The organism is Serratia sp. CY81684, assembly GCF_052166595.1.
Lineage (GTDB): Bacteria > Pseudomonadota > Gammaproteobacteria > Enterobacterales > Enterobacteriaceae > Serratia > Serratia nematodiphila.
Genome location: NZ_JBJNOO010000004.1, coordinates 594,263 through 611,956 on the forward strand (window position 1 = coordinate 594,263; position 17,694 = coordinate 611,956).

Sequence of the window (17,694 nt, forward strand, 5' to 3'; positions counted from 1 at the left end):
CCCAAAACAGGGGCGATTGATACAGGGAGCGGCGGTGATGGCGCGGCGATTAAATCCAGTCGCCGTTGCGGATCACGCCGACCGCCAGCCCTTCGATAGTGAAATTCTGCTGACGCAGATCGACCACGATCGGTTGGAATTCGTTGTTCTCCGGCAGCAGTTCAACCACGTTGCCGTGCTTTTTCAAGCGCTTGACCGTCACTTCGTCTTCGATCCGCGCGACCACGACCTGGCCGTTGCGCACGTCTTGCGTTTTGTGCACCGCCAGCAGATCGCCGTCCAGAATGCCGATGTCGCGCATTGACATGCCGTTCACCCGCAGCAGGAAATCGGCGCTCGGTTTAAACAGGGAAGGATCCACCTGGTAGTGCCCTTCGATGTGCTGCTGCGCCAGCAGCGGCTCGCCGGCGGCGACGCGGCCGATCAGCGGCAGCCCTTCTTCTTCTTCCATCAGCAGACGGATACCGCGCGAGGCACCGGAGACGATTTCGATCACGCCTTTGCGTGCCAGCGCCTTCAGGTGCTCTTCGGCGGCGTTAGGCGAACGGAACCCCAGACGCATCGCGATCTCGGCACGCGTTGGCGGCATGCCCGTTTGCGAAATGTGCTCGCGAATCAGATCGTAGACCTCTTGCTGTCTGGTAGTTAGTGCTTTCATTCCGCCCCCTGTTTGTTTATACAGTCTTGCTGTGAGTATATACAGGTAAGCGCGGATTGGGAACCGAAGAATAAATAAAAATCAGTCAGTAGGCGCTTTTCGTCAGCCGAAATGCTGCCATAAGACCGTGCCCCAAACGAACAGCGCCAGCACGATCGCCAGCGACACCGCCGCCGATCCCATGTCCTTGGCCCGCCCGGACAGCTCGTGATGTTCGCTGCCGATGCGATCCACCACCGCCTCGATCGCGCTGTTCAGGATCTCGACGATCATCACCAGCGCTACCGATCCGATCAATAAAATGCGCGCTATCGCACCCACATCCAGCCAGACAGCCAGTATGATAGCCAGAAGGGTGACCACCAGTTCCTGGCGGAAAGCCGCTTCGTGCTGCCAGGCGGCGGATAGCCCTTTATAAGAATAGCCGGCGGCCTTGATGATGCGGGTCAGTCCGGTTGCTTGGTTTGCCATGTTTTCGTGCCTTTCTCAGAGGTCGGTCATAATAAAAAGAGTCTAGAACAGTCCGCGCTGACGGCTCTCGGTTTTCGAACACCACAGATCTGCTACCCGGTTTCTGGTATGCTTGCGGCGCATTGCTAACAAGAGGCTTCACGTTGTTATGTCAGGTTGGCGTAAAATTTATTATAAAATATTGAATTTACCACTTAAATTGTTGGTAAGAAGTAAGGTCATCCCTTCAGATCCGGTTACCGAGCTAGGGTTGGATCCCTCACGGCCGATTTTGTATGTTTTACCTTACAATTCCAAGGCGGATTTGCTGACGCTGCGCACCCAGTGCCTGGCGCAGGATCTGCCCGATCCGCTCAACTCGCTGGAGATCGACGGCACCGTGCTGCCGAGCTACGTGTTCATTCACGACGGCCCGCGCGTATTCCGCTATTACACCCCAAAAGAAGAGTCGGTAAAGCTGTTCCACGACTATCTGGACCTGCATCGCAGCAACCCGGATCTCGACATTCAAATGCTGCCGGTTTCGGTGATGTTCGGCCGTTCGCCGGGCCGCGAAGGCCACGGCACGCCGCACCTGCGTCTGTTGAACGGCGTGCAGAAATTCTTCGCCGTGCTGTGGCTCGGCCGCGACAGCTTCGTGCGTTTCTCCAACACCGTGTCGCTGCGCCGCATGGCTACCGAACACGGCACGGATAAAACCATCGCGCAGAAACTGGCGCGCGTGGCGCGCATGCACTTCTCGCGTCAGCGCCTGGCCGCGGTGGGCCCGAGTCTGCCGGCCCGTCAGGATCTGTTCAACAAGCTGTTGGCGTCCAAAGCGATCGAAAAAGCGGTCGAGGACGAAGCGCGCAGCAAGAAGATCTCGCACGAGAAGGCCCAGCAGAACGCCATCGCGCTGATGGAAGAGATCGCCGCCGACTTCTCCTACGAAACCGTGCGCCTGTCCGACCGCGTGCTGAGCTGGACCTGGAACCGGCTGTATCAGGGCATCAACGTCACCAACGCCGAGCGCGTGCGCCAGCTGGCGCAGGACGGCCACGAGATCGTCTACGTGCCCTGCCACCGCAGCCACATGGACTATCTGCTGCTGTCGTACGTGCTGTATCACCAGGGCCTGGTGCCGCCGCACATCGCTGCGGGCATCAACCTCAACTTCTGGCCGGCGGGCCCGATCTTCCGTCGCCTGGGCGCGTTCTTCATCCGCCGCACCTTTAAAGGCAACAAGCTGTATTCGACGGTGTTCCGCGAATACCTCGGCGAGCTGTTCACCCGCGGTTACTCGGTGGAATATTTCGTGGAAGGCGGCCGTTCCCGCACCGGGCGCTTGCTGGAGCCGAAGACCGGCACCCTGTCGATGACCATCCAGGCGATGCTGCGCGGCGGCACCCGTCCGATCACGCTGGTGCCGATTTACATCGGTTACGAACACGTGATGGAAGTGGGTACCTACGCCAAAGAGCTGCGCGGCGCCACCAAGGAAAAAGAGAGCCTGCCGCAGATGCTGCGCGGCCTGCGCAAGCTGCGCAACCTGGGCCAGGGATACGTCAACTTCGGCGAACCGCTGCCATTGACGGCTTACCTCAACCAGAACGTGCCGCAGTGGCGCGAATCGATCGATCCGATCGAAGCTCAGCGTCCAAGTTGGCTAACGCCGACGGTCAACGATCTGGCCGGCCAGATCATGGTGCGCATCAACAATGCCGCCGCAGCCAACGCCATGAACCTGTGTTCCACCGCGCTGCTGGCCTCGCGTCAGCGTTCGCTGACCCGCGAGCAGCTGGTCGAGCAGCTCGAGTGCTACCTGCAGCTGATGCGCAACGCGCCTTACGCGCGTGACGTCACCGTGCCGACGCAAACGCCGGATGAGCTGCTGGATCACGCGCTGAACATGAACAAGTTCGAGGTGGAGAAGGACAGCATCGGCGACATCATCATCCTGCCGCGCGAGCAGGCGGTGCTGATGACCTATTACCGCAACAACATCCACCATCTGCTGGTGTTGCCGTCGCTGATCGCCAGCATCGTGATGCATCATCGCCGGGTGTCGCGCGCCGAGCTGCTGCGCCAGATCGGCATGATCTACCCGATGCTGAAAGCCGAGCTGTTCCTGCATAACGACAAGGAACAGCTGCCGGAGGTGCTGCGGCCGATGATCGACGAGCTGATCCGTCAACAGCTGATCTGCGACAAAGGCGACGATCTGGTGCTCAACCCGGCGCGCATTCGCCCGCTGCAGCTGCTGGCCGCCGGGGTGCGCGAAACCCTGCAACGCTACGCCATCACCATGTCGATCCTCAGCGCCAACCCGAGCATCAACCGCGGCGCGCTGGAGAAAGAGAGCCGCATCATGGCGCAGCGTCTATCGGTGCTGCACGGCATCAACGCGCCGGAGTTCTTCGACAAGGCGGTGTTCTCCACCCTGGTGGCGACGCTGCGTGAAGAAGGCTACATCAACGACAGCGGCGATGCGATCCGCGAGCACACCCTCGAGGTGTACAGCATGCTGAGCGATCTGATCACGCCGGAAATCAAGCTGACCATCGAAAGCGTCAACATGCCGGAAGAGACCAACGCTCTGCCGCAAACCGATGCGCAAGAAGAGAAAGACGAGTGATTTCGCCCGGCGCGGAAACACAAAAGGCACCCCTTGGGGTGCCTTTTTTCTTGCTGCAGGAAACCGTTACGCCGGCAGATAGCTCAGCGCGATGCCGATAAACACCACCAGCCCGACATAGTTGTTCTGCAGAAAGGCCTTGAAGCAGGCGTCGCGCTCGCGCCCGGCGATCTGCTTCTGCTGGTGAATGAACAGTGCGCCCGCCAGCAGCAGCGACCAGTAAAACGCGCCGCCGAGCTGCGCCAGATAACCGACCCACACCAGCAGCAGCAACGTCGCGAACTGCAACAGCCCGACGATCAGCTTGTCATAACGCCCGAACAGGATAGCGGTGGACTTGATGCCGATTTTCAGATCATCGTCGCGATCGACCATCGCATACAGCGTGTCATAGGCCACCGTCCAGCAGATGTTCGCCAGCAGCAGCAGCCAGCAGCTGAGCGGCAGCGATTCGCTGACCGCCGCATAGCCCATCGGAATGCCCCAACCGAACGCGGCGCCCAGCACGAACTGCGGCAGGTTGGTCACCCGCTTCATGAACGGATACACCCAGGCCAGCGCCAGCGCCGCCAGCGACAGCCAGATGGTCATCGCATTCAGCGTCAACACCAGGCAGAACGAGATCAGCACCAGCACCACGAACAGCACCTTGGCCTCTTTCGCGCTCACCCGGCCGCTCGGCATCGGCCGCCCGGCGGTGCGTTTCACGTAGCCGTCCACCGCGCGATCGGCATAGTCATTCACCACGCAGCCGGCGGCGCGCATCAGGAACACGCCGAGCACGAACACCAGCAAAATCGACAGCGGCGGCACGCCTTTTCCGGCCAGCCACAGTGCCCACAGCGTCGGCCACAACAGCAACAGCGTGCCAATCGGTTTATCAATGCGCATCAAATGGCTGTAAGCCCGCCATTTACTTTGAGTCACGCTTCCCTCCAACGTCTTGCTCTCCTCTCTTATGCGGGGACCGCTGAATACAGCGGCGAAGCCGGTAAAAACAGTTCGGTCAGCAGCAGCGGCTTGCCCGCCAGCCGCAACCGTGAACGACGCGCCCACAGCGCATCCTGTCGGCCGATATGGATATAGTCGCGGGTCAGATCGCCACTGCTGAACAAATAGCGCCCCAGCGGCAGCGTCCCCAGATCCACCAGCGCCTGGTCGGGGCCGGTCAGCGTATGTTCCGGGATCACCGTGCGCCCCAGCAGCCAGGGCTGGCCGTCGCCCAGCAGCACCACTTCGCGCAGCCAGTAGCGCGGGCTGTCGGGCAGGTGGTTCGCCTCGTCGCCCAGCGCCTCGCGCGTGACGAAGCATTCGCGCTGCGGTTCAACGCGCACCTGGGCGCAATGGCGTTCAAATCGGCGGGTCATGGAGCCTAACTCCATCAGCCAGTCGCTGACGGCGGCGGGCGCCGGAGGATCCTGTTCGGATAACCACTCCAGCGGCGGCAGGATGGAATCCCTGATGCCAGACATTGCTTTACTCCTCGCCTGAACCGCAGCCGGTACGGCGCGCCAGACGATACAAACTGTTAACAGGCCCCCATTGTAGCGCAGAAATGCGAAAGCGGCAGGCTGATTCGTGGCGAAAACGGCAGGTCAATCGGCCGGAAAAACCGGGGTTCTGTCATCTTTTTGCCATCCGCATTCTCTATCTTCATTTCCCGGCGTGCTGACGATTCTGTGATCGCCCGCAAAGTTTCAGCTTCCTCGCGTTGTGTTATCTACGCGCGTAGATACCCTGATACGGCAGCGTTGAATCGCCATGCGTCCGACATGATTTGTCGGCACACCTTTGTTGCCGGCACCAGGGAAACCATCTTTAACCGCGCCCCTCCAGGCGCAGAACAAAAGAGGATAGCACTGCCATGAGCGAAACAACGCTTGCCCCTTCACAGACCGCCGACGCCGCGCTGGCGGCCGATGAACGCCTGGCAACCAAAGAGGGGCGCAGCCAATTTTGGCGCGCCACCTTCTCCTGCTGGCTCGGCACCGCCATGGAATACGTCGACTTCGCGCTGTACGGCCTGGCGGCCGGCATGGTGTTCGGCGACGTGTTCTTCCCCGAAGCCACGCCGCTGGTGGCGTTGCTGGCCAGCTTCGCCACCTACTCCGTCGGCTTCGTCGCACGGCCGATCGGTGCGCTGGTGTTCGGCTGGATCGGCGATCGCAAAGGCCGCCGCGTGGTGCTGATCACCACCGTGGCGCTGATGGGCCTCTCCACCACATTGATCGGCCTGATCCCGCCCTATGCGCAAATCGGCGTCTGGGCGCCCGCCTGCCTGGTGATCCTGCGCTTCGCGCAGGGGTTCGGCGCCGGCGCGGAGCTGTCCGGCGGGGCGGTGATGCTGGCGGAATACGCGCCGGCCAAGCGGCGCGGGCTGGTGGCGTCGATCATCGCCATCGGCTCCAACAGCGGTACCCTGCTGGCGTCGCTGGTGTGGCTGCTGGTATTGCAGCTCGACAAGGAAGACCTGATGAGCTGGGGCTGGCGCATTCCGTTTCTCGCCAGCATCCTGATCGCCGGCGTGGCGCTGTATCTGCGCCGCCACGTGCGGGAAACGCCGGTGTTCGAACGCGAGCTGCAGCAAAACCACCAGCGCATGCTGGACGCCGCCCAGGCCGCGCCGGATACGCGCAGCTACCTGCAGCGCACCAAGGCGTTCTGGGTGATGCTCGGCCTGCGCATCGGCGAAAACGGCCCCTCCTACCTGTGTCAGGGCTTTATCGTCGGCTACGTCGCCAAGGTGCTGATGGTCGATAAATCGGTGCCGGCGCTGGCGGTGCTGATCGCCTCACTGTGCGGTTTTCTGGTGATCCCGCTGGCCGGCTGGCTCTCCGATCGCTTCGGCCGCCGCATCACCTACCGGTGGTTCTGCCTGCTGCTGGTGCTGTACGCTTTCCCGGCGTTCTGGCTGCTCGACAGCCGTGAGCCGGCGATCGTCATCTCGGTGATCGTAGTCGGCATGTGCATCGCATCGCTGGGGATCTTCGGCGTGCAGGCGGCCTACGGCGTCGAACTGTTCGGCGTGAAGAACCGCTACTCCAAAATGGCGTTCGCCAAGGAGCTCGGGTCGATCCTCTCCGGCGGCACCGCGCCGCTGATCGCCACCGCGCTGCTGTCCGGTTTCGGTCACTGGTGGCCTGTCGCCTGCTATTTTGTTGTAATGGCGGCCATCGGCTTAATCACCACCTTCTTTGCTCCCGAAACCCGCGGCCGCGATCTCAACCTGCCGCAGGATGCCGCGTAGCGGGAAGGCGAACAGGACCTCAATTTGGATAATCACTCCGCGCGCCGCGTTACCCGCGCCGACGTGGCTCGCATAGCGGGCACCTCCGTCGCCGTGGTCAGCTACGTGATCAACAACGGCCCGCGCCCGGTGGCGGAAGCCACCCGGCTGCGCGTGCTGGCGGCGATCGAGCAGACCGGCTACCGGCCGAACGACATCGCGCGAGCGCTGGCCTCCGGCAGCACGCAAACCTATGGGCTGGTGGTGCCGGATATTTCCAACCCGTTCTTCGCCACGCTGGCGCGGGCGCTGCAGCAGGAAGCCTTCAGCCGCGGCCGCGTGCTGCTGCTGGGCGACGCCGGCGACGACCGGCAGCGCGAATATGAGCTGATCAACAACCTGCTGCGCCGCCAGGTCGACGGCCTGCTGTACACCAGCGTCGATCGCCATCCGTGGTTCGATCTGATCCGCGCCTCCGGCACGCCCTGCGTGATGATTGACACCATCGACAGCCAGGCCGGCGTCTGCGCCATTCGCGTCGACGAGCGCGACGCCGCCTGCCAGGCGACCCGCCATCTGCTGCAGCACGGCTATCGCGACATCGGCATTTTTATCGGCCCGCTGACCATGCTCAACGCGCAGGATCGCCTGAACGGCTGGCGCGATGCGCTGCTGGAGGCGGGCATCGCGCCGCGCGACGAGTGGATTTTCGAGGTGCCCTACACCCGCCAGGGCGGTTACCAGGCCACACAACGCCTGGTGCGAGGCCCGCGTCCACGCGCCATTTTCACCTCTAATGAACAGCAGGCGCTCGGCTGCCTGTCGGCGCTGGCGGAGCATGGGCTGCGCGCGCCGGACGATCTGGCGCTGATCTGTTTTAACGGCACGCAGCAATCCGAATTCAGCGTGCCGCCGCTCAGCGCGGTCGAGCAGCCGATCGACGCCATGGCCAAGCGGGCCATCGCCATGCTGGCCGCCGGCGCCGCGCCCGCCGAGCTGCATGAATTCGCTTTTCAACTGCGCATCCGCCACTCATGCGGCTGTTAGCGGTTTTTCAGGACACCTTACTATGCGTTTAATCATTGATTGCGATCCCGGCAACGGCGTTCCCGGCGCCAACGTCGATGACGGTCTGGCGCTGGCCCTGGCGCTGGCGGCCAAACCGCAGCTGCAACTGGAGCTGATCAGCATCGTGGCCGGCAATACCCCGCGTGAAGTGGGCTTCGCCGTCGCCTCCGATCTGCTGGCGCAGAGCGGCTACCGGGTACCGGTCGCCCTCGGCGCGGCGCGCGCCCTGAGCGAACCGCCGGAGCCGTGGCGCGCCCATCTGGACCGCCCGATCGCCGATCCGCAGCTGGCGGCGCTGTGGCGCGACTTGCCCGCCCCCTCGCTGGCCAACGCGCCCGCACCGGACGCCGCCATCGCCATCGGCGAACTGATCTGCCGGCATCCCGGCGAGATCACGCTGGCGGCGATCGGCCCGCTGACCAACGTTGCGCACGCCATGCAGCTGTACCCGCAGATGGCACAGGCGGTGAAAGAGATCGTGATCATGGGCGGCGTGTTCAACGTCGAAGGATACATCAAGGACACCAATTTTGGTTTGGATCCGGAAGCGGCGCGGCTGGTGTTGAACAGCGGCGCCAATATCACGCTGGCGCCGCTGGACGTCACCACCCAGACCATGCTGACCCAGGCGGATCTGGCCGCGCTGACCCAGCCGGATACCCCGCTGTGCCGTTATTTGCGCGCCACCACGCAGCCGTGGATCGACTATTCGCGCCATACGCGGCGCCTGCCGGGCTGCTGGATCCATGATGCGCTGGTGATCGCCTGGCTGCTGGAACCGCAGTTGGTCACGACCGAAATGTTCCATGTGGATGTGGCGCTGGAAGGGGCGTTGACGCGCGGCAGCTCACGCCGTTGGCGGCCGGGCGGCCTGCGCCTGACGGTCGGTATGCCGCCGCCGCAGGGCAAGCCGGTGCGCATCATGCAGCAGGTGGACAACGCCCGTCTGCTGGCGTTGATCGGCGCAACGCTGGCGCGCGGATGAAAAAAGGTGCGCCAAGGCGCACCAATCATCGAGCCAGCATCGGCAGCGCCGGGTGTTACCCCTTGCCTTTAACGCTGCTGATAAACGTTTTACGCGCAGTGGTAGAGCCCAACTTCTCGGCCTCATTCATCAGCTTCAGCGCCTTGTCGATATCGCCCGCCTTCACCGCCTGCTTGATGCCGTTATTAAAGTAGCTTTCGGTATCGTTGAGCATCGGCTCCGCCGGTTTCTCCGGCGTCGGCATCGGTGCCGCCGCCGCTGCCGGGGTGCTCGACCCCACCACCACCGGCGCCACGCTCGGCGCAGGCTGCAGCATGCCGATCATCACGTTACCGGAGCCCTGTTCAGCGGTGACCTTAAGCTTCAGCGTACCGGTCGTCGCGTGGCCGGCGATCGGATCCGGGATATCCGGCACCGCGTTGCCCACCCCCTGCGCATAGGCCTTGGCCGGGTTGGTCAGCTGCGTAGTTTTCACCAAATCCTGGCGGGTGGTGTACACCAGCAGGTAAATCTGTTTTTGACCGAGCGCCGGCGTCAGCTTCAGCGTGCCTTCGAGACGATCGGAGGACATCGCCCCCGGCGGCTGGTAAGGAAAATAGCTGCTCGGGTAATATGCCGCCGGGCGCAGATGCTCGTCCAGCACCAGCACGCTCGGCGCGTACAGCGAATTGTTTTTGGCGAGGCTGCTCAGCGTCACTTCCAGCGAACCGCGATCGGCCGGCAGCGTATAGGCGGCGATCGCCCCCTGGATCTCGCCCTGATTGAGCTGCGGGCTGACGGCGTCGAGCTTCACCTCTTGCGACACCGGCGGCTGCAACGGCTGCCACGGCAGGCTTTGCAGCGTGGCGGCGCTGATGGCCGGCGCGACGGAAACGTTGGCCGGCGTATCGGCATTGGCCGCCAAAGGCGCGCCGACGGTCAGCGCCAGCGACAGGCAGAGTGACAGCAGATTCTTTTTCATCGTTATATCCTCTTTCAGCGCCGCGATGGATCAGGCAAGAGATCCGGCCGCGGCGAATGCGATTGGGGGAGAGCCTGCGGCCCTCCCCGTCCTGTCGTTACCACCAAATTTCCATCTGGGCGCCGAAGGTGACTTCGTCATCCTTGCCGCGGCTGAAGGTATGCATGCTGGTGTCGTTGTAAGCGGTGCCGGCGTTATACCCGGTATCATCGCCGGTGGCGTAACCCCACTTCTCATCCCACTTGGCGTAGGTGGCGAACAGGCGGATGGCCGGACGCGACCAGATGCTGTTGCCCGCCTGCCACTGCTGCGCCAGGGTCACTTTATACTGGCCGTTGCGATCGCCGGTGCGCTGGGATTTGACGTTGTCATAGCCGGCTTCCAGCAAGGTGCTCATGATCGGCGTCCATTTGTACATCGGGCGCACGCCCACGGTGTACCAAGTGGTGCCGTTGTTGTTGTCGCGGTCGATGTCCTGGAACATAGCGACGTACATCAGCGCCCATTGATCGTTGAAGTCGATGGCACCGTGATCCAGCACGCGGATCATCTTGCCGTTGTTATCGATGGTGGCGCCTTCGTTGCGGCCGTTGTTCTGTGAGGTCATCGAGTCGGTGGCGTACTGCAGCACGAACTTGTTGTAACCGTTCAGGATGCTCTGCGTGTGTTCCGCGGTGAACATCCAGCCGTCTTTGCTGGCACCGTCCGCCAGGCGGTAGTTATCCTGCGCATTGGCGCGGCCGTAGTCCACGCCCAGCTCCAGGGTGCCGCCCGGGTTCAGCTCCAGACCGGCCAGACGCAGGTCGAAAGTGTCGTTGACGGTCGGACGCTGTTTCCATTCGTTATCCAGATAGCCGTAAGAGCCGCCGGATTCGGAGTTGCGGGTCACGGCGGCGGACAGCTTGCCGAAGCCCAGATCGATGTTTTCCAGACCGGCGCCCGGGCCAGAGATATCCCAGTAGTAGAAGTCGATCATGTGGACGTCATGACGCTGATAGAAACGCTTACCGGCCCACAGCGTGGAGCCCGGCAGCCAGTCGATCAGGTTTTTACCCTGCACGTTGACTTCGCGGAAGCCCGGCGTCACGTCTTCCCAGTCGGAACGTTGCGAGACCGAATAGGCCAGGTTGGTGTCGAAATAGAAGCTCTTGTCGCCTTCTTTCCACACTTCCTGCCCCAGTTTCAGTTCGGCGTAGGTTTCACATTCGTTGCCGAGACGGTATTTGCTCGCGGCGCCGGTGGCCTTGAAGCACTGTTGCTCACCGCCGCTGCCGGTCCAGCCGATGCCGGAACGGGCGTAACCGTGAAAATCCACGGCCAGCGCCTGAGTAGAGAGAACACCGGCGGCGACAGCCAGTGCCAGAGGAAGTTTGCGCAGAGTAGTCATCATTATTCTCCTGTTATACCGACTTTGATGCTTTAAACGCCCGGCTCCTGGTGCAGCCGTTTACATGCCGTACCGTCTTCACGGAACAGGTGGCAACGATGAGGCGGCAGGCCGATGGCGAATGTGGCACCTTCTTCTACCAGCACCACGTCGTTCTGGCGGTACACCAGGTTTTGACGGATGGCCGGGATTTGGATGTGGATTTGCGTCTCGTTACCGAGCTGCTCCACCACCTGTACGTCGCCGGTAAGCCGCACTTCAGAGGCTTCGCCGGGCAGCAAATGTTCGGGGCGAATGCCCAGTGACAGGTTGGCGCCGGGCTGAACGCCCGCGCCTTCCACCGGCAGCCAGACCAGTTGACGGTTGGGCAGTTCGACCTGCACCTGTTGCGGCTGCGCAGCGGTCACCTTGACCGGCAGGAAGTTCATCTTCGGCGAGCCGATAAACCCGGCGACGAAGCGGTTGGCCGGGTAGTGGTACAGTTCCAGCGGCTTGCCGACCTGCGCCACGCGACCGGCGTCGAGCACCACGATCTTGTCGGCCAGCGTCATCGCTTCGACCTGATCGTGAGTGACGTAAATCATGGTGCGCTGCAGGCGCTTGTGCAGACGGGAGATCTCGATGCGCATCTGCACCCGCAGCGCGGCATCGAGGTTGGACAGCGGTTCGTCGAGCAGAAACACGTCCGGCTCGGCCACCAGCGTGCGGCCGATCGCCACGCGCTGACGCTGACCGCCGGACAGCGCCTTCGGCCGCCGATCGAGCAGGTGCGCCAGCTGCAGCACCTCGGAGACCTGGTTCACCCGTTGATTGATTTCCGCTTTCCTGGCGCCGGCCAGCTTCAGGCCGAACGACATGTTGTCCGCCACCGACAGGTGCGGATACAGCGCGTAGGACTGGAACACCATGCCGATGCCGCGCTCGGAAGGCGGCACCTCATTCATCCGTTTCTCGCCGATCAGCAGGTCGCCGGAGGTGATGTCCTCCAGCCCGGCGATCATGCGCAGCAGCGTCGATTTGCCGCAGCCCGACGGCCCGACAAACACCACAAACTCGCCGTCTTCGATGGTCAGATTGACGTCTTTGGAAATCACGGCCTCACCGAAGGCCTTATAAACGCTGCGCAGTGTCACGCTAGCCATGCGTTACTCCCCTGCTTTCGCAGTTAACATGTCGTGTGAAAATGGCGGAGGCAAAGCCCGCCAAAACCCATTGATGACCCTCTTGCTGCGCGCCGTGCTGCCATGCCAACGGCAAGGTCGCCTCAGACGGCGCGGCCGCCTGAGTATAAGGCTGCAGGTTTATCAGCGCTTCAAGGCATTGATCCTGATGGGTAATAAGTAAGCGCACCACGCCGTCCCGCTGGCTGACCGCGTTCAGCTCGCCGCGCTGGATGAGCGGCGAACGGCGCAGGGCCAACAGCGCCTGGCAGTAACGTAAGGTGGAGTGGCTGTCGTGCTGTTGGCGGCTGATGGCCAATGCGCGGTGTTCGATCGCCACCTGCTGATACCAGCTGATCTCCCCGGCGGTGACCTGTTCGGGGGCTTCATGCCACGGCATCGGCGTTTGCGCGCCGCGCGGATCCTGCAGGCCGGCGGCATGCGGCAGCCCCAGCTCTTCGCCCTGATACAGGCAGATCGGCGCCGGCAACATCGCCAACAGCGTCAAAAAGGCGGCGGCGGAACGCAGATCGCCTTGCCCCCAGCGGCTGACCACTCTTGGCTGCTCGGCGTCCCCGGTGCTCCACAGGCTGTCCGCCAACGTGGCGCGGCGGGCGTGCAACACCGCCGCCAGCTTCTCCGCGCTGAACGGCATCACGTCCAGCGCCAGCGCGCCGTGGGCGAACCGCTGCGGCGCGACGGCATTGCGAACGCGGTTGGCTTCATCGCCGTACCACAGCGTCAGCCCTTCGCCCGTCACCGTCGCCTCGGCCTTCGGCGCCAGCGTCTGCGGCAGCAACAGGCCGTCGATCGACAGCGCTTTCAGGTACGGCAGCGCCGCCAGCATGCCGTGCGCGTCGCCCACGCCGTCCCCGTTTCCGTCACGGAAACTGGCCGGATGGATCCGGTACAGGGTGGGCTGAGTGGCGATAGGCATTGACGACATAAATCCGGTATCCCTGCTGCGCGTGGCGTTAAAAATCGATGTGCCGATAGTGCGGGAGTCACCGGAAAGGGTAATCATCCGTAACAGGATTTTTCATGGGGGAGGAGGCGGGAGGATGAGAGAACGACCGCGGCGATGAGAAGTTCCGCGCTTAAGGCAAATCTGTGATCCGGCTGGCAAAAATCGCCCCCCTATTTTGTGCCTGACGCCACAGAATAGAGCACAACGTTAACTGGATCACACTCCTCATCTCAGGGGCGTAGAGGGGGGGAGGATGAGAATATGTCGCGTTGTGACCCACTATTACCGCGAAACGTCTCTCCTTGATTTATGTGCCCACAAAAAGAAGGACTGGATTATGACTCGCAGCATTACCCTCGCCCGCACGCTGGCGCTCTCGGCACTGGCCACCCTGGTGCTCTCTTCTTCCGCCTTCGCCAAGATTGAGGAAGGCAAACTGGTTATCTGGATCAATGGCGACAAGGGCTATAACGGCCTGGCGGAAGTCGGCAAGAAATTCGAAAAAGACACCGGCATCAAGGTCACCGTCGAGCACCCGGACAAACTGGAAGAAAAATACCCGCAGGTGGCCGCCACCGGCGACGGTCCTGACATCATTTTCTGGGCCCACGACCGCTTCGGCGGCTATGCGCAGTCCGGCCTGTTGGCCGAAATCCACCCGTCCAAAGCCTTCCAGGACAAGCTGTTCCCGTTCACCTGGGACGCCGTGCGCTATGACGGCAAGCTGATCGGCTACCCGATCGCCGTCGAAGCGCTATCGCTGATTTACAATAAAGACTTGGTCAAACAGCCGCCGAAAACCTGGGAAGAGATCCCGGCGCTGGACAAACAGCTGCGCGCCGCCGGCAAGAGCGCCATCATGTGGAACCTGCAGGAACCCTACTTCACCTGGCCTATCATCGCCGCCGACGGCGGTTATGCCTTCAAGTATGAAAACGGCAAATACAACATCAAGGATGTCGGCGTCGCCAACGCCGGTTCACAGGCCGGCCTGCAGTTCATCGTCGATCTGGTGAAAAACAAACACATCAACGCCGATACCGATTACTCGATCGCCGAGGCCGCGTTCAACAAAGGCCAGACCGCGATGACCATCAACGGGCCATGGGCCTGGAACAACATCGAGCAGAGCAAAATCAACTACGGTGTGACGCTGCTGCCGACCTTCAAAGGCAAACCGTCCAAGCCGTTCGTCGGCGTGCTGACCGCCGGCATCAACGCCGCCAGCCCGAATAAAGAGCTGGCGACCGAGTTCCTCGAGAACTATCTGCTGACCAACGAAGGGCTGGCGGACGTCAACAAAGACAAACCGCTGGGCGCGGTGGCGCTGAAGTCCTACCAGGAAGCGCTGGCCAAAGATCCGAAGATCGCCGCCACCATGCAGAACTCGCAAAACGGGGAGATCATGCCGAACATTCCGCAGATGAGCGCTTTCTGGTACGCCGAACGCAGTGCAGTGATCAACGCCGTCAGCGGCCGTCAGACGGTGAAAGCCGCGTTGGACGATGTGCAGACCCGTATCACCAAGTAACGACGTCGTGCGGGGCGCCGTGGCGCCCCGCCGTTGCTTCACAGAAAGGAACGCCCTATGCAATTCGCTCACGCCGGGACGCCCGCGCGTAAAAAATCGAAGTGGTGGCAAAGCGACGTGCTGAAATGGCTGGTGGTCGGCCTGTTCAGCCTGGTGACCTGCTACCTGATTGTGTTGATGTATGCACAGGGTGAATACCTGTTCGCCATCCTGACGCTGATCCTGGTCAGCGCCGGACTTTACGTCTTCGCCAACCGCCGCGCCTACGCCTGGCGCTATGTGTATCCCGGCGTCGCCGGCATGGGACTGTTCGTCCTGTTCCCGCTGATCTGCACCATCGCCATCGCCTTTACCAACTACAGTAGCACCAACCAGCTGACCTTTGAGCGCGCGCAATCGGTGCTGATGCAACGCCAGTTCCAGAGCGGCAAAACCTTCACCTTCGGCCTCTACCCGGCGGAAAATCAGCAATGGCGCCTGCAATTAACCTCGCCGGACAGTGAACAGCCGTTGATTTCCGAGCCTTTCCGCCTCGACGCCGCTGCGCCGCAAACCCTGACATTGACCACGCAGAGCGCCGCGCCGCAGGGCGAACGCGCCACGCTGCGGGTGATCACCCAGAACCGGCAAGCGCTGAGCCAGCTGGTGGCGCAACTGCCCGACGGCGGTGAATTGCGCATGAGCTCTCTTCGCCAATTCTCCGGCACCCGCCCGCTGTATGCGCTGGACAAAGACGGCAGCACGCTGACCAATAACCAGACCCAGGTGCGCTATCGGCCGAACGGCGACATCGGCTTCTATCAGGCGATCAACGCCGACGGCGGCTGGGCGCAGGAAACCCTGAGCCCCGGCTATACCGTCACCACCGGCTGGAAAAACTTCCTGCGGGTGCTGCAGGACGAGGGCATCAAGAAACCGTTCGTGTCGATCTTCATCTGGACCATCGTGTTCTCGGTAATGACGGTGATCCTCACCGTGGCGGTCGGCATGGTGTTGGCCTGCGTGGTGCAGTGGGAGGCGCTGAAAGGCAAGGCGATCTACCGCGTGCTGCTGATCCTGCCCTATGCGGTGCCGTCGTTCATCTCGATCCTTATCTTCAAAGGGTTGTTCAACCAGAGCTTCGGCGAAATCAACATGATGCTCAGCCATCTGTTCGGCATCAAACCCGCCTGGTTCAGCGATCCGCTCACCGCCAAGAGCATGATCCTGATCGTCAACACCTGGCTCGGCTACCCGTACATGATGATCCTGTGCATGGGGCTGCTGAAAGCGATCCCGGACGATCTGTACGAGGCCTCGGCGATGGATGGCGCCAACCCGTGGCAAAACTTCTTCCGCATCACCTTACCGCTGCTGATCAAGCCGCTGACGCCGCTGATGATCGCCAGCTTCGCCTTCAACTTTAACAACTTCGTGCTGATCCAGCTGCTGACCAACGGCGGCCCGGACATGATCGGCACCACCACGCCGGCCGGCTATACCGATCTGCTGGTCAGCTACACCTACCGCATCGCCTTCGAAGGCGGCGGCGGACAAGACTTCGGCCTGGCGGCCGCCATCGCCACGCTGATCTTCCTGCTGGTGGGCGCGCTGGCGATCCTGAATTTGAAAGCCAGCAAGATGAACTTCGATTAGGGAGAATAACGATGGCCATGGTTCAACCCAAATCCCAGCGCCTGCGCCTGTGGATCACCCATATCTTGATGCTGTGCTTTATCGCCCTGATCATGTTTCCGCTGCTGATGGTGGTCGCCATCTCGCTGCGCTCCGGCAACTTCGCCACCGGCAGCCTGATACCGGAAACCCTCTCCTGGGATCACTGGCGGCTGGCGCTCGGCTTCAGCGTCACCCACGCCGATGGCAGCGTGACGCCGCCGCCGTTCCCGGTGCTGCTGTGGCTGTGGAACTCAGTCAAAATCGCGGCGATCACCGCCATCGGTATCGTGACGCTGTCCACCACCTGTGCCTACGCCTTCGCCCGCATGCGTTTTCGCGGCAAGAGCACGCTGTTGAAAAGCATGCTGATCTTCCAGATGTTCCCGGCGGTGCTGTCGCTGGTGGCGCTGTACGCCCTGTTCGATCGCCTGGGCCAGTACATTCCGTTTATCGGCCTGAACACCCACGGCGGCGTGATTTTCGCCTACATGGGCGGCATTGCGCTGCACGTCTGGACTATCAAAGGCTATTTCGAAACCATCGACAATTCGCTGGAAGAAGCGGCGGCGCTGGATGGCGCCACGCCGTGGCAGGCGTTCCGTCTGGTGCTGTTGCCGCTGTCGGTGCCGATTCTGGCGGTGGTATTCATTCTGTCGTTTATTGCCGCCATCACCGAAGTGCCGGTGGCGTCGCTGCTGCTGCGCGATGTGAACAGCTACACGCTGGCGGTGGGGATGCAGCAATATCTCAACCCGCAGAACTACCTGTGGGGCGACTTCGCCGCCGCCGCGGTGCTATCGGCGATACCGATTACCGCCGTGTTCCTGCTGGCGCAGCGCTGGCTGGTGGGCGGCCTGACGGCCGGCGGCGTGAAGGGGTAATTTGTGCCGCTGCAGTGCGTTTGATGTTTTTCCTTATCTTTTACCCTATGGATTTCAAGTTACAGCTAGGCGACCAGCTCGCTAAGCCCAGGCGCTTACTTCAGTAAGTAACTGGGGTTAGCGAGTGCA

Annotated in this window: 15 protein-coding genes; 7 read left to right on the top strand and 8 right to left on the bottom strand. The window is 62.1% G+C overall.

Annotated features, from left to right (window positions below; all coding sequences use genetic code 11):
- Window positions 1–49: 49 nt before the first annotated feature.
- Window positions 50–658, bottom strand: coding sequence for a transcriptional repressor LexA (gene lexA, locus ACJ8QF_RS17810; protein WP_004936736.1), 609 nt, complete (start codon window positions 656–658; stop codon window positions 50–52).
- A gap of 102 nt (window positions 659–760) precedes the next feature.
- On the bottom strand, window positions 761–1,129 hold the full coding sequence (locus ACJ8QF_RS17815) for a diacylglycerol kinase (RefSeq protein WP_015379225.1): 369 nt from the start codon (window positions 1,127–1,129) through the stop codon (window positions 761–763).
- 148 nt (window positions 1,130–1,277) lie between these two features.
- Here ACJ8QF_RS17815 and plsB point away from each other — a divergent pair, with 148 nt between their 5' ends.
- Window positions 1,278–3,743 carry a glycerol-3-phosphate 1-O-acyltransferase PlsB gene (gene plsB, locus ACJ8QF_RS17820; RefSeq protein WP_099982352.1) on the top strand — a complete coding sequence of 822 codons (2,466 nt, stop codon included), beginning with the start codon at window positions 1,278–1,280 and terminating at the stop codon, window positions 3,741–3,743.
- Between the two features lie 66 nt (window positions 3,744–3,809).
- Here the strand turns inward: plsB and ubiA are convergent, their stop codons facing one another.
- Both ubiA and ubiC read right to left on the bottom strand, forming a co-directional pair.
- Window positions 3,810–4,682, bottom strand: a complete 873-nt coding sequence (ubiA, locus tag ACJ8QF_RS17825; protein WP_004936728.1) for a 4-hydroxybenzoate octaprenyltransferase — start codon at window positions 4,680–4,682, stop codon at window positions 3,810–3,812.
- 17 nt (window positions 4,683–4,699) lie between these two features.
- On the bottom strand, window positions 4,700–5,215 hold the full coding sequence (ubiC, locus tag ACJ8QF_RS17830; RefSeq protein WP_015379228.1) for a chorismate lyase: 516 nt from the start codon (window positions 5,213–5,215) through the stop codon (window positions 4,700–4,702).
- A gap of 392 nt (window positions 5,216–5,607) precedes the next feature.
- On the opposite strand from ubiC, the gene ACJ8QF_RS17835 reads away from it, so the two are divergent.
- Genes ACJ8QF_RS17835 through ACJ8QF_RS17845 form a run of 3 tightly spaced genes read left to right on the top strand, consistent with a single transcriptional unit; the run spans window position 5,608 to window position 9,022 of the window.
- Window positions 5,608–6,990, top strand: coding sequence for an MFS transporter (locus ACJ8QF_RS17835; RefSeq protein ID WP_015379229.1), 1,383 nt, complete (start codon window positions 5,608–5,610; stop codon window positions 6,988–6,990).
- Between the two features lie 24 nt (window positions 6,991–7,014).
- Window positions 7,015–8,016: a LacI family DNA-binding transcriptional regulator gene (locus ACJ8QF_RS17840; RefSeq protein WP_154871706.1), complete on the top strand. Its 1,002-nt coding sequence runs from the start codon at window positions 7,015–7,017 to the stop codon at window positions 8,014–8,016.
- A 22-nt stretch (window positions 8,017–8,038) separates the two neighbouring features.
- Window positions 8,039–9,022 carry a nucleoside hydrolase gene (locus ACJ8QF_RS17845; protein ID WP_088381960.1) on the top strand — a complete coding sequence of 328 codons (984 nt, stop codon included), beginning with the start codon at window positions 8,039–8,041 and terminating at the stop codon, window positions 9,020–9,022.
- Between the two features lie 55 nt (window positions 9,023–9,077).
- On the opposite strand, the gene malM is transcribed toward ACJ8QF_RS17845, so the two are convergent.
- The 4 genes from malM to ACJ8QF_RS17865 form a co-directional block, all read right to left on the bottom strand.
- Entirely contained in the window at window positions 9,078–9,983 is a 906-nt protein-coding gene (gene malM, locus ACJ8QF_RS17850; RefSeq protein WP_131165459.1) for a maltose operon protein MalM, read from the bottom strand.
- Between the two features lie 97 nt (window positions 9,984–10,080).
- Complete coding sequence (locus ACJ8QF_RS17855) at window positions 10,081–11,370, bottom strand: maltoporin (protein ID WP_015379233.1); 1,290 nt, start codon at window positions 11,368–11,370, stop codon at window positions 10,081–10,083.
- Between the two features lie 32 nt (window positions 11,371–11,402).
- Window positions 11,403–12,512, bottom strand: coding sequence for a maltose/maltodextrin ABC transporter ATP-binding protein MalK (gene malK, locus ACJ8QF_RS17860; protein ID WP_004936708.1), 1,110 nt, complete (start codon window positions 12,510–12,512; stop codon window positions 11,403–11,405).
- Window positions 12,505–13,476, bottom strand: coding sequence for an alpha-amylase family glycosyl hydrolase (locus ACJ8QF_RS17865; protein WP_440484531.1), 972 nt, complete (start codon window positions 13,474–13,476; stop codon window positions 12,505–12,507). The genes malK and ACJ8QF_RS17865 overlap by 8 nt, the downstream gene beginning before the upstream one ends.
- A 358-nt stretch (window positions 13,477–13,834) precedes the next feature.
- Here ACJ8QF_RS17865 and malE point away from each other — a divergent pair, with 358 nt between their 5' ends.
- The 3 genes from malE to malG are packed head-to-tail and all read left to right on the top strand — an operon-like array spanning window position 13,835 to window position 17,565.
- Window positions 13,835–15,028, top strand: coding sequence for a maltose/maltodextrin ABC transporter substrate-binding protein MalE (malE, locus tag ACJ8QF_RS17870; protein ID WP_033631965.1), 1,194 nt, complete (start codon window positions 13,835–13,837; stop codon window positions 15,026–15,028).
- 57 nt (window positions 15,029–15,085) lie between these two features.
- Window positions 15,086–16,663 (top strand): maltose ABC transporter permease MalF, encoded by a 1,578-nt coding sequence (malF, locus tag ACJ8QF_RS17875; RefSeq protein ID WP_131165461.1) that lies wholly within the window; start codon window positions 15,086–15,088, stop codon window positions 16,661–16,663.
- A gap of 11 nt (window positions 16,664–16,674) precedes the next feature.
- Window positions 16,675–17,565 (top strand): maltose ABC transporter permease MalG, encoded by an 891-nt coding sequence (malG, locus tag ACJ8QF_RS17880; protein ID WP_021505147.1) that lies wholly within the window; start codon window positions 16,675–16,677, stop codon window positions 17,563–17,565.
- Window positions 17,566–17,694 lie beyond the last annotated feature (129 nt).

Excerpts from the sequence above, each read along its gene's own strand:
- lexA (WP_004936736.1), bottom strand. The coding sequence starts at position 658 with ATGAAAGCACTAACTACCAGACAGCAAGAGGTCTACGATCTGATTCGC.
- ACJ8QF_RS17815 (WP_015379225.1), bottom strand. The coding sequence starts at position 1,129 with ATGGCAAACCAAGCAACCGGACTGACCCGCATCATCAAGGCCGCCGGC.
- plsB (WP_099982352.1), top strand. The coding sequence starts at position 1,278 with ATGTCAGGTTGGCGTAAAATTTATTATAAAATATTGAATTTACCACTT.
- ubiC (WP_015379228.1), bottom strand. The coding sequence starts at position 5,215 with ATGTCTGGCATCAGGGATTCCATCCTGCCGCCGCTGGAGTGGTTATCC.
- ACJ8QF_RS17835 (WP_015379229.1), top strand. The coding sequence starts at position 5,608 with ATGAGCGAAACAACGCTTGCCCCTTCACAGACCGCCGACGCCGCGCTG.
- ACJ8QF_RS17845 (WP_088381960.1), top strand. The coding sequence starts at position 8,039 with ATGCGTTTAATCATTGATTGCGATCCCGGCAACGGCGTTCCCGGCGCC.
- malM (WP_131165459.1), bottom strand. The coding sequence starts at position 9,983 with ATGAAAAAGAATCTGCTGTCACTCTGCCTGTCGCTGGCGCTGACCGTC.
- ACJ8QF_RS17855 (WP_015379233.1), bottom strand. The coding sequence starts at position 11,370 with ATGACTACTCTGCGCAAACTTCCTCTGGCACTGGCTGTCGCCGCCGGT.
- malK (WP_004936708.1), bottom strand. The coding sequence starts at position 12,512 with ATGGCTAGCGTGACACTGCGCAGCGTTTATAAGGCCTTCGGTGAGGCC.
- ACJ8QF_RS17865 (WP_440484531.1), bottom strand. The coding sequence starts at position 13,476 with ATGTCGTCAATGCCTATCGCCACTCAGCCCACCCTGTACCGGATCCAT.
- malE (WP_033631965.1), top strand. The coding sequence starts at position 13,835 with ATGACTCGCAGCATTACCCTCGCCCGCACGCTGGCGCTCTCGGCACTG.
- malF (WP_131165461.1), top strand. The coding sequence starts at position 15,086 with ATGCAATTCGCTCACGCCGGGACGCCCGCGCGTAAAAAATCGAAGTGG.
- malG (WP_021505147.1), top strand. The coding sequence starts at position 16,675 with ATGGCCATGGTTCAACCCAAATCCCAGCGCCTGCGCCTGTGGATCACC.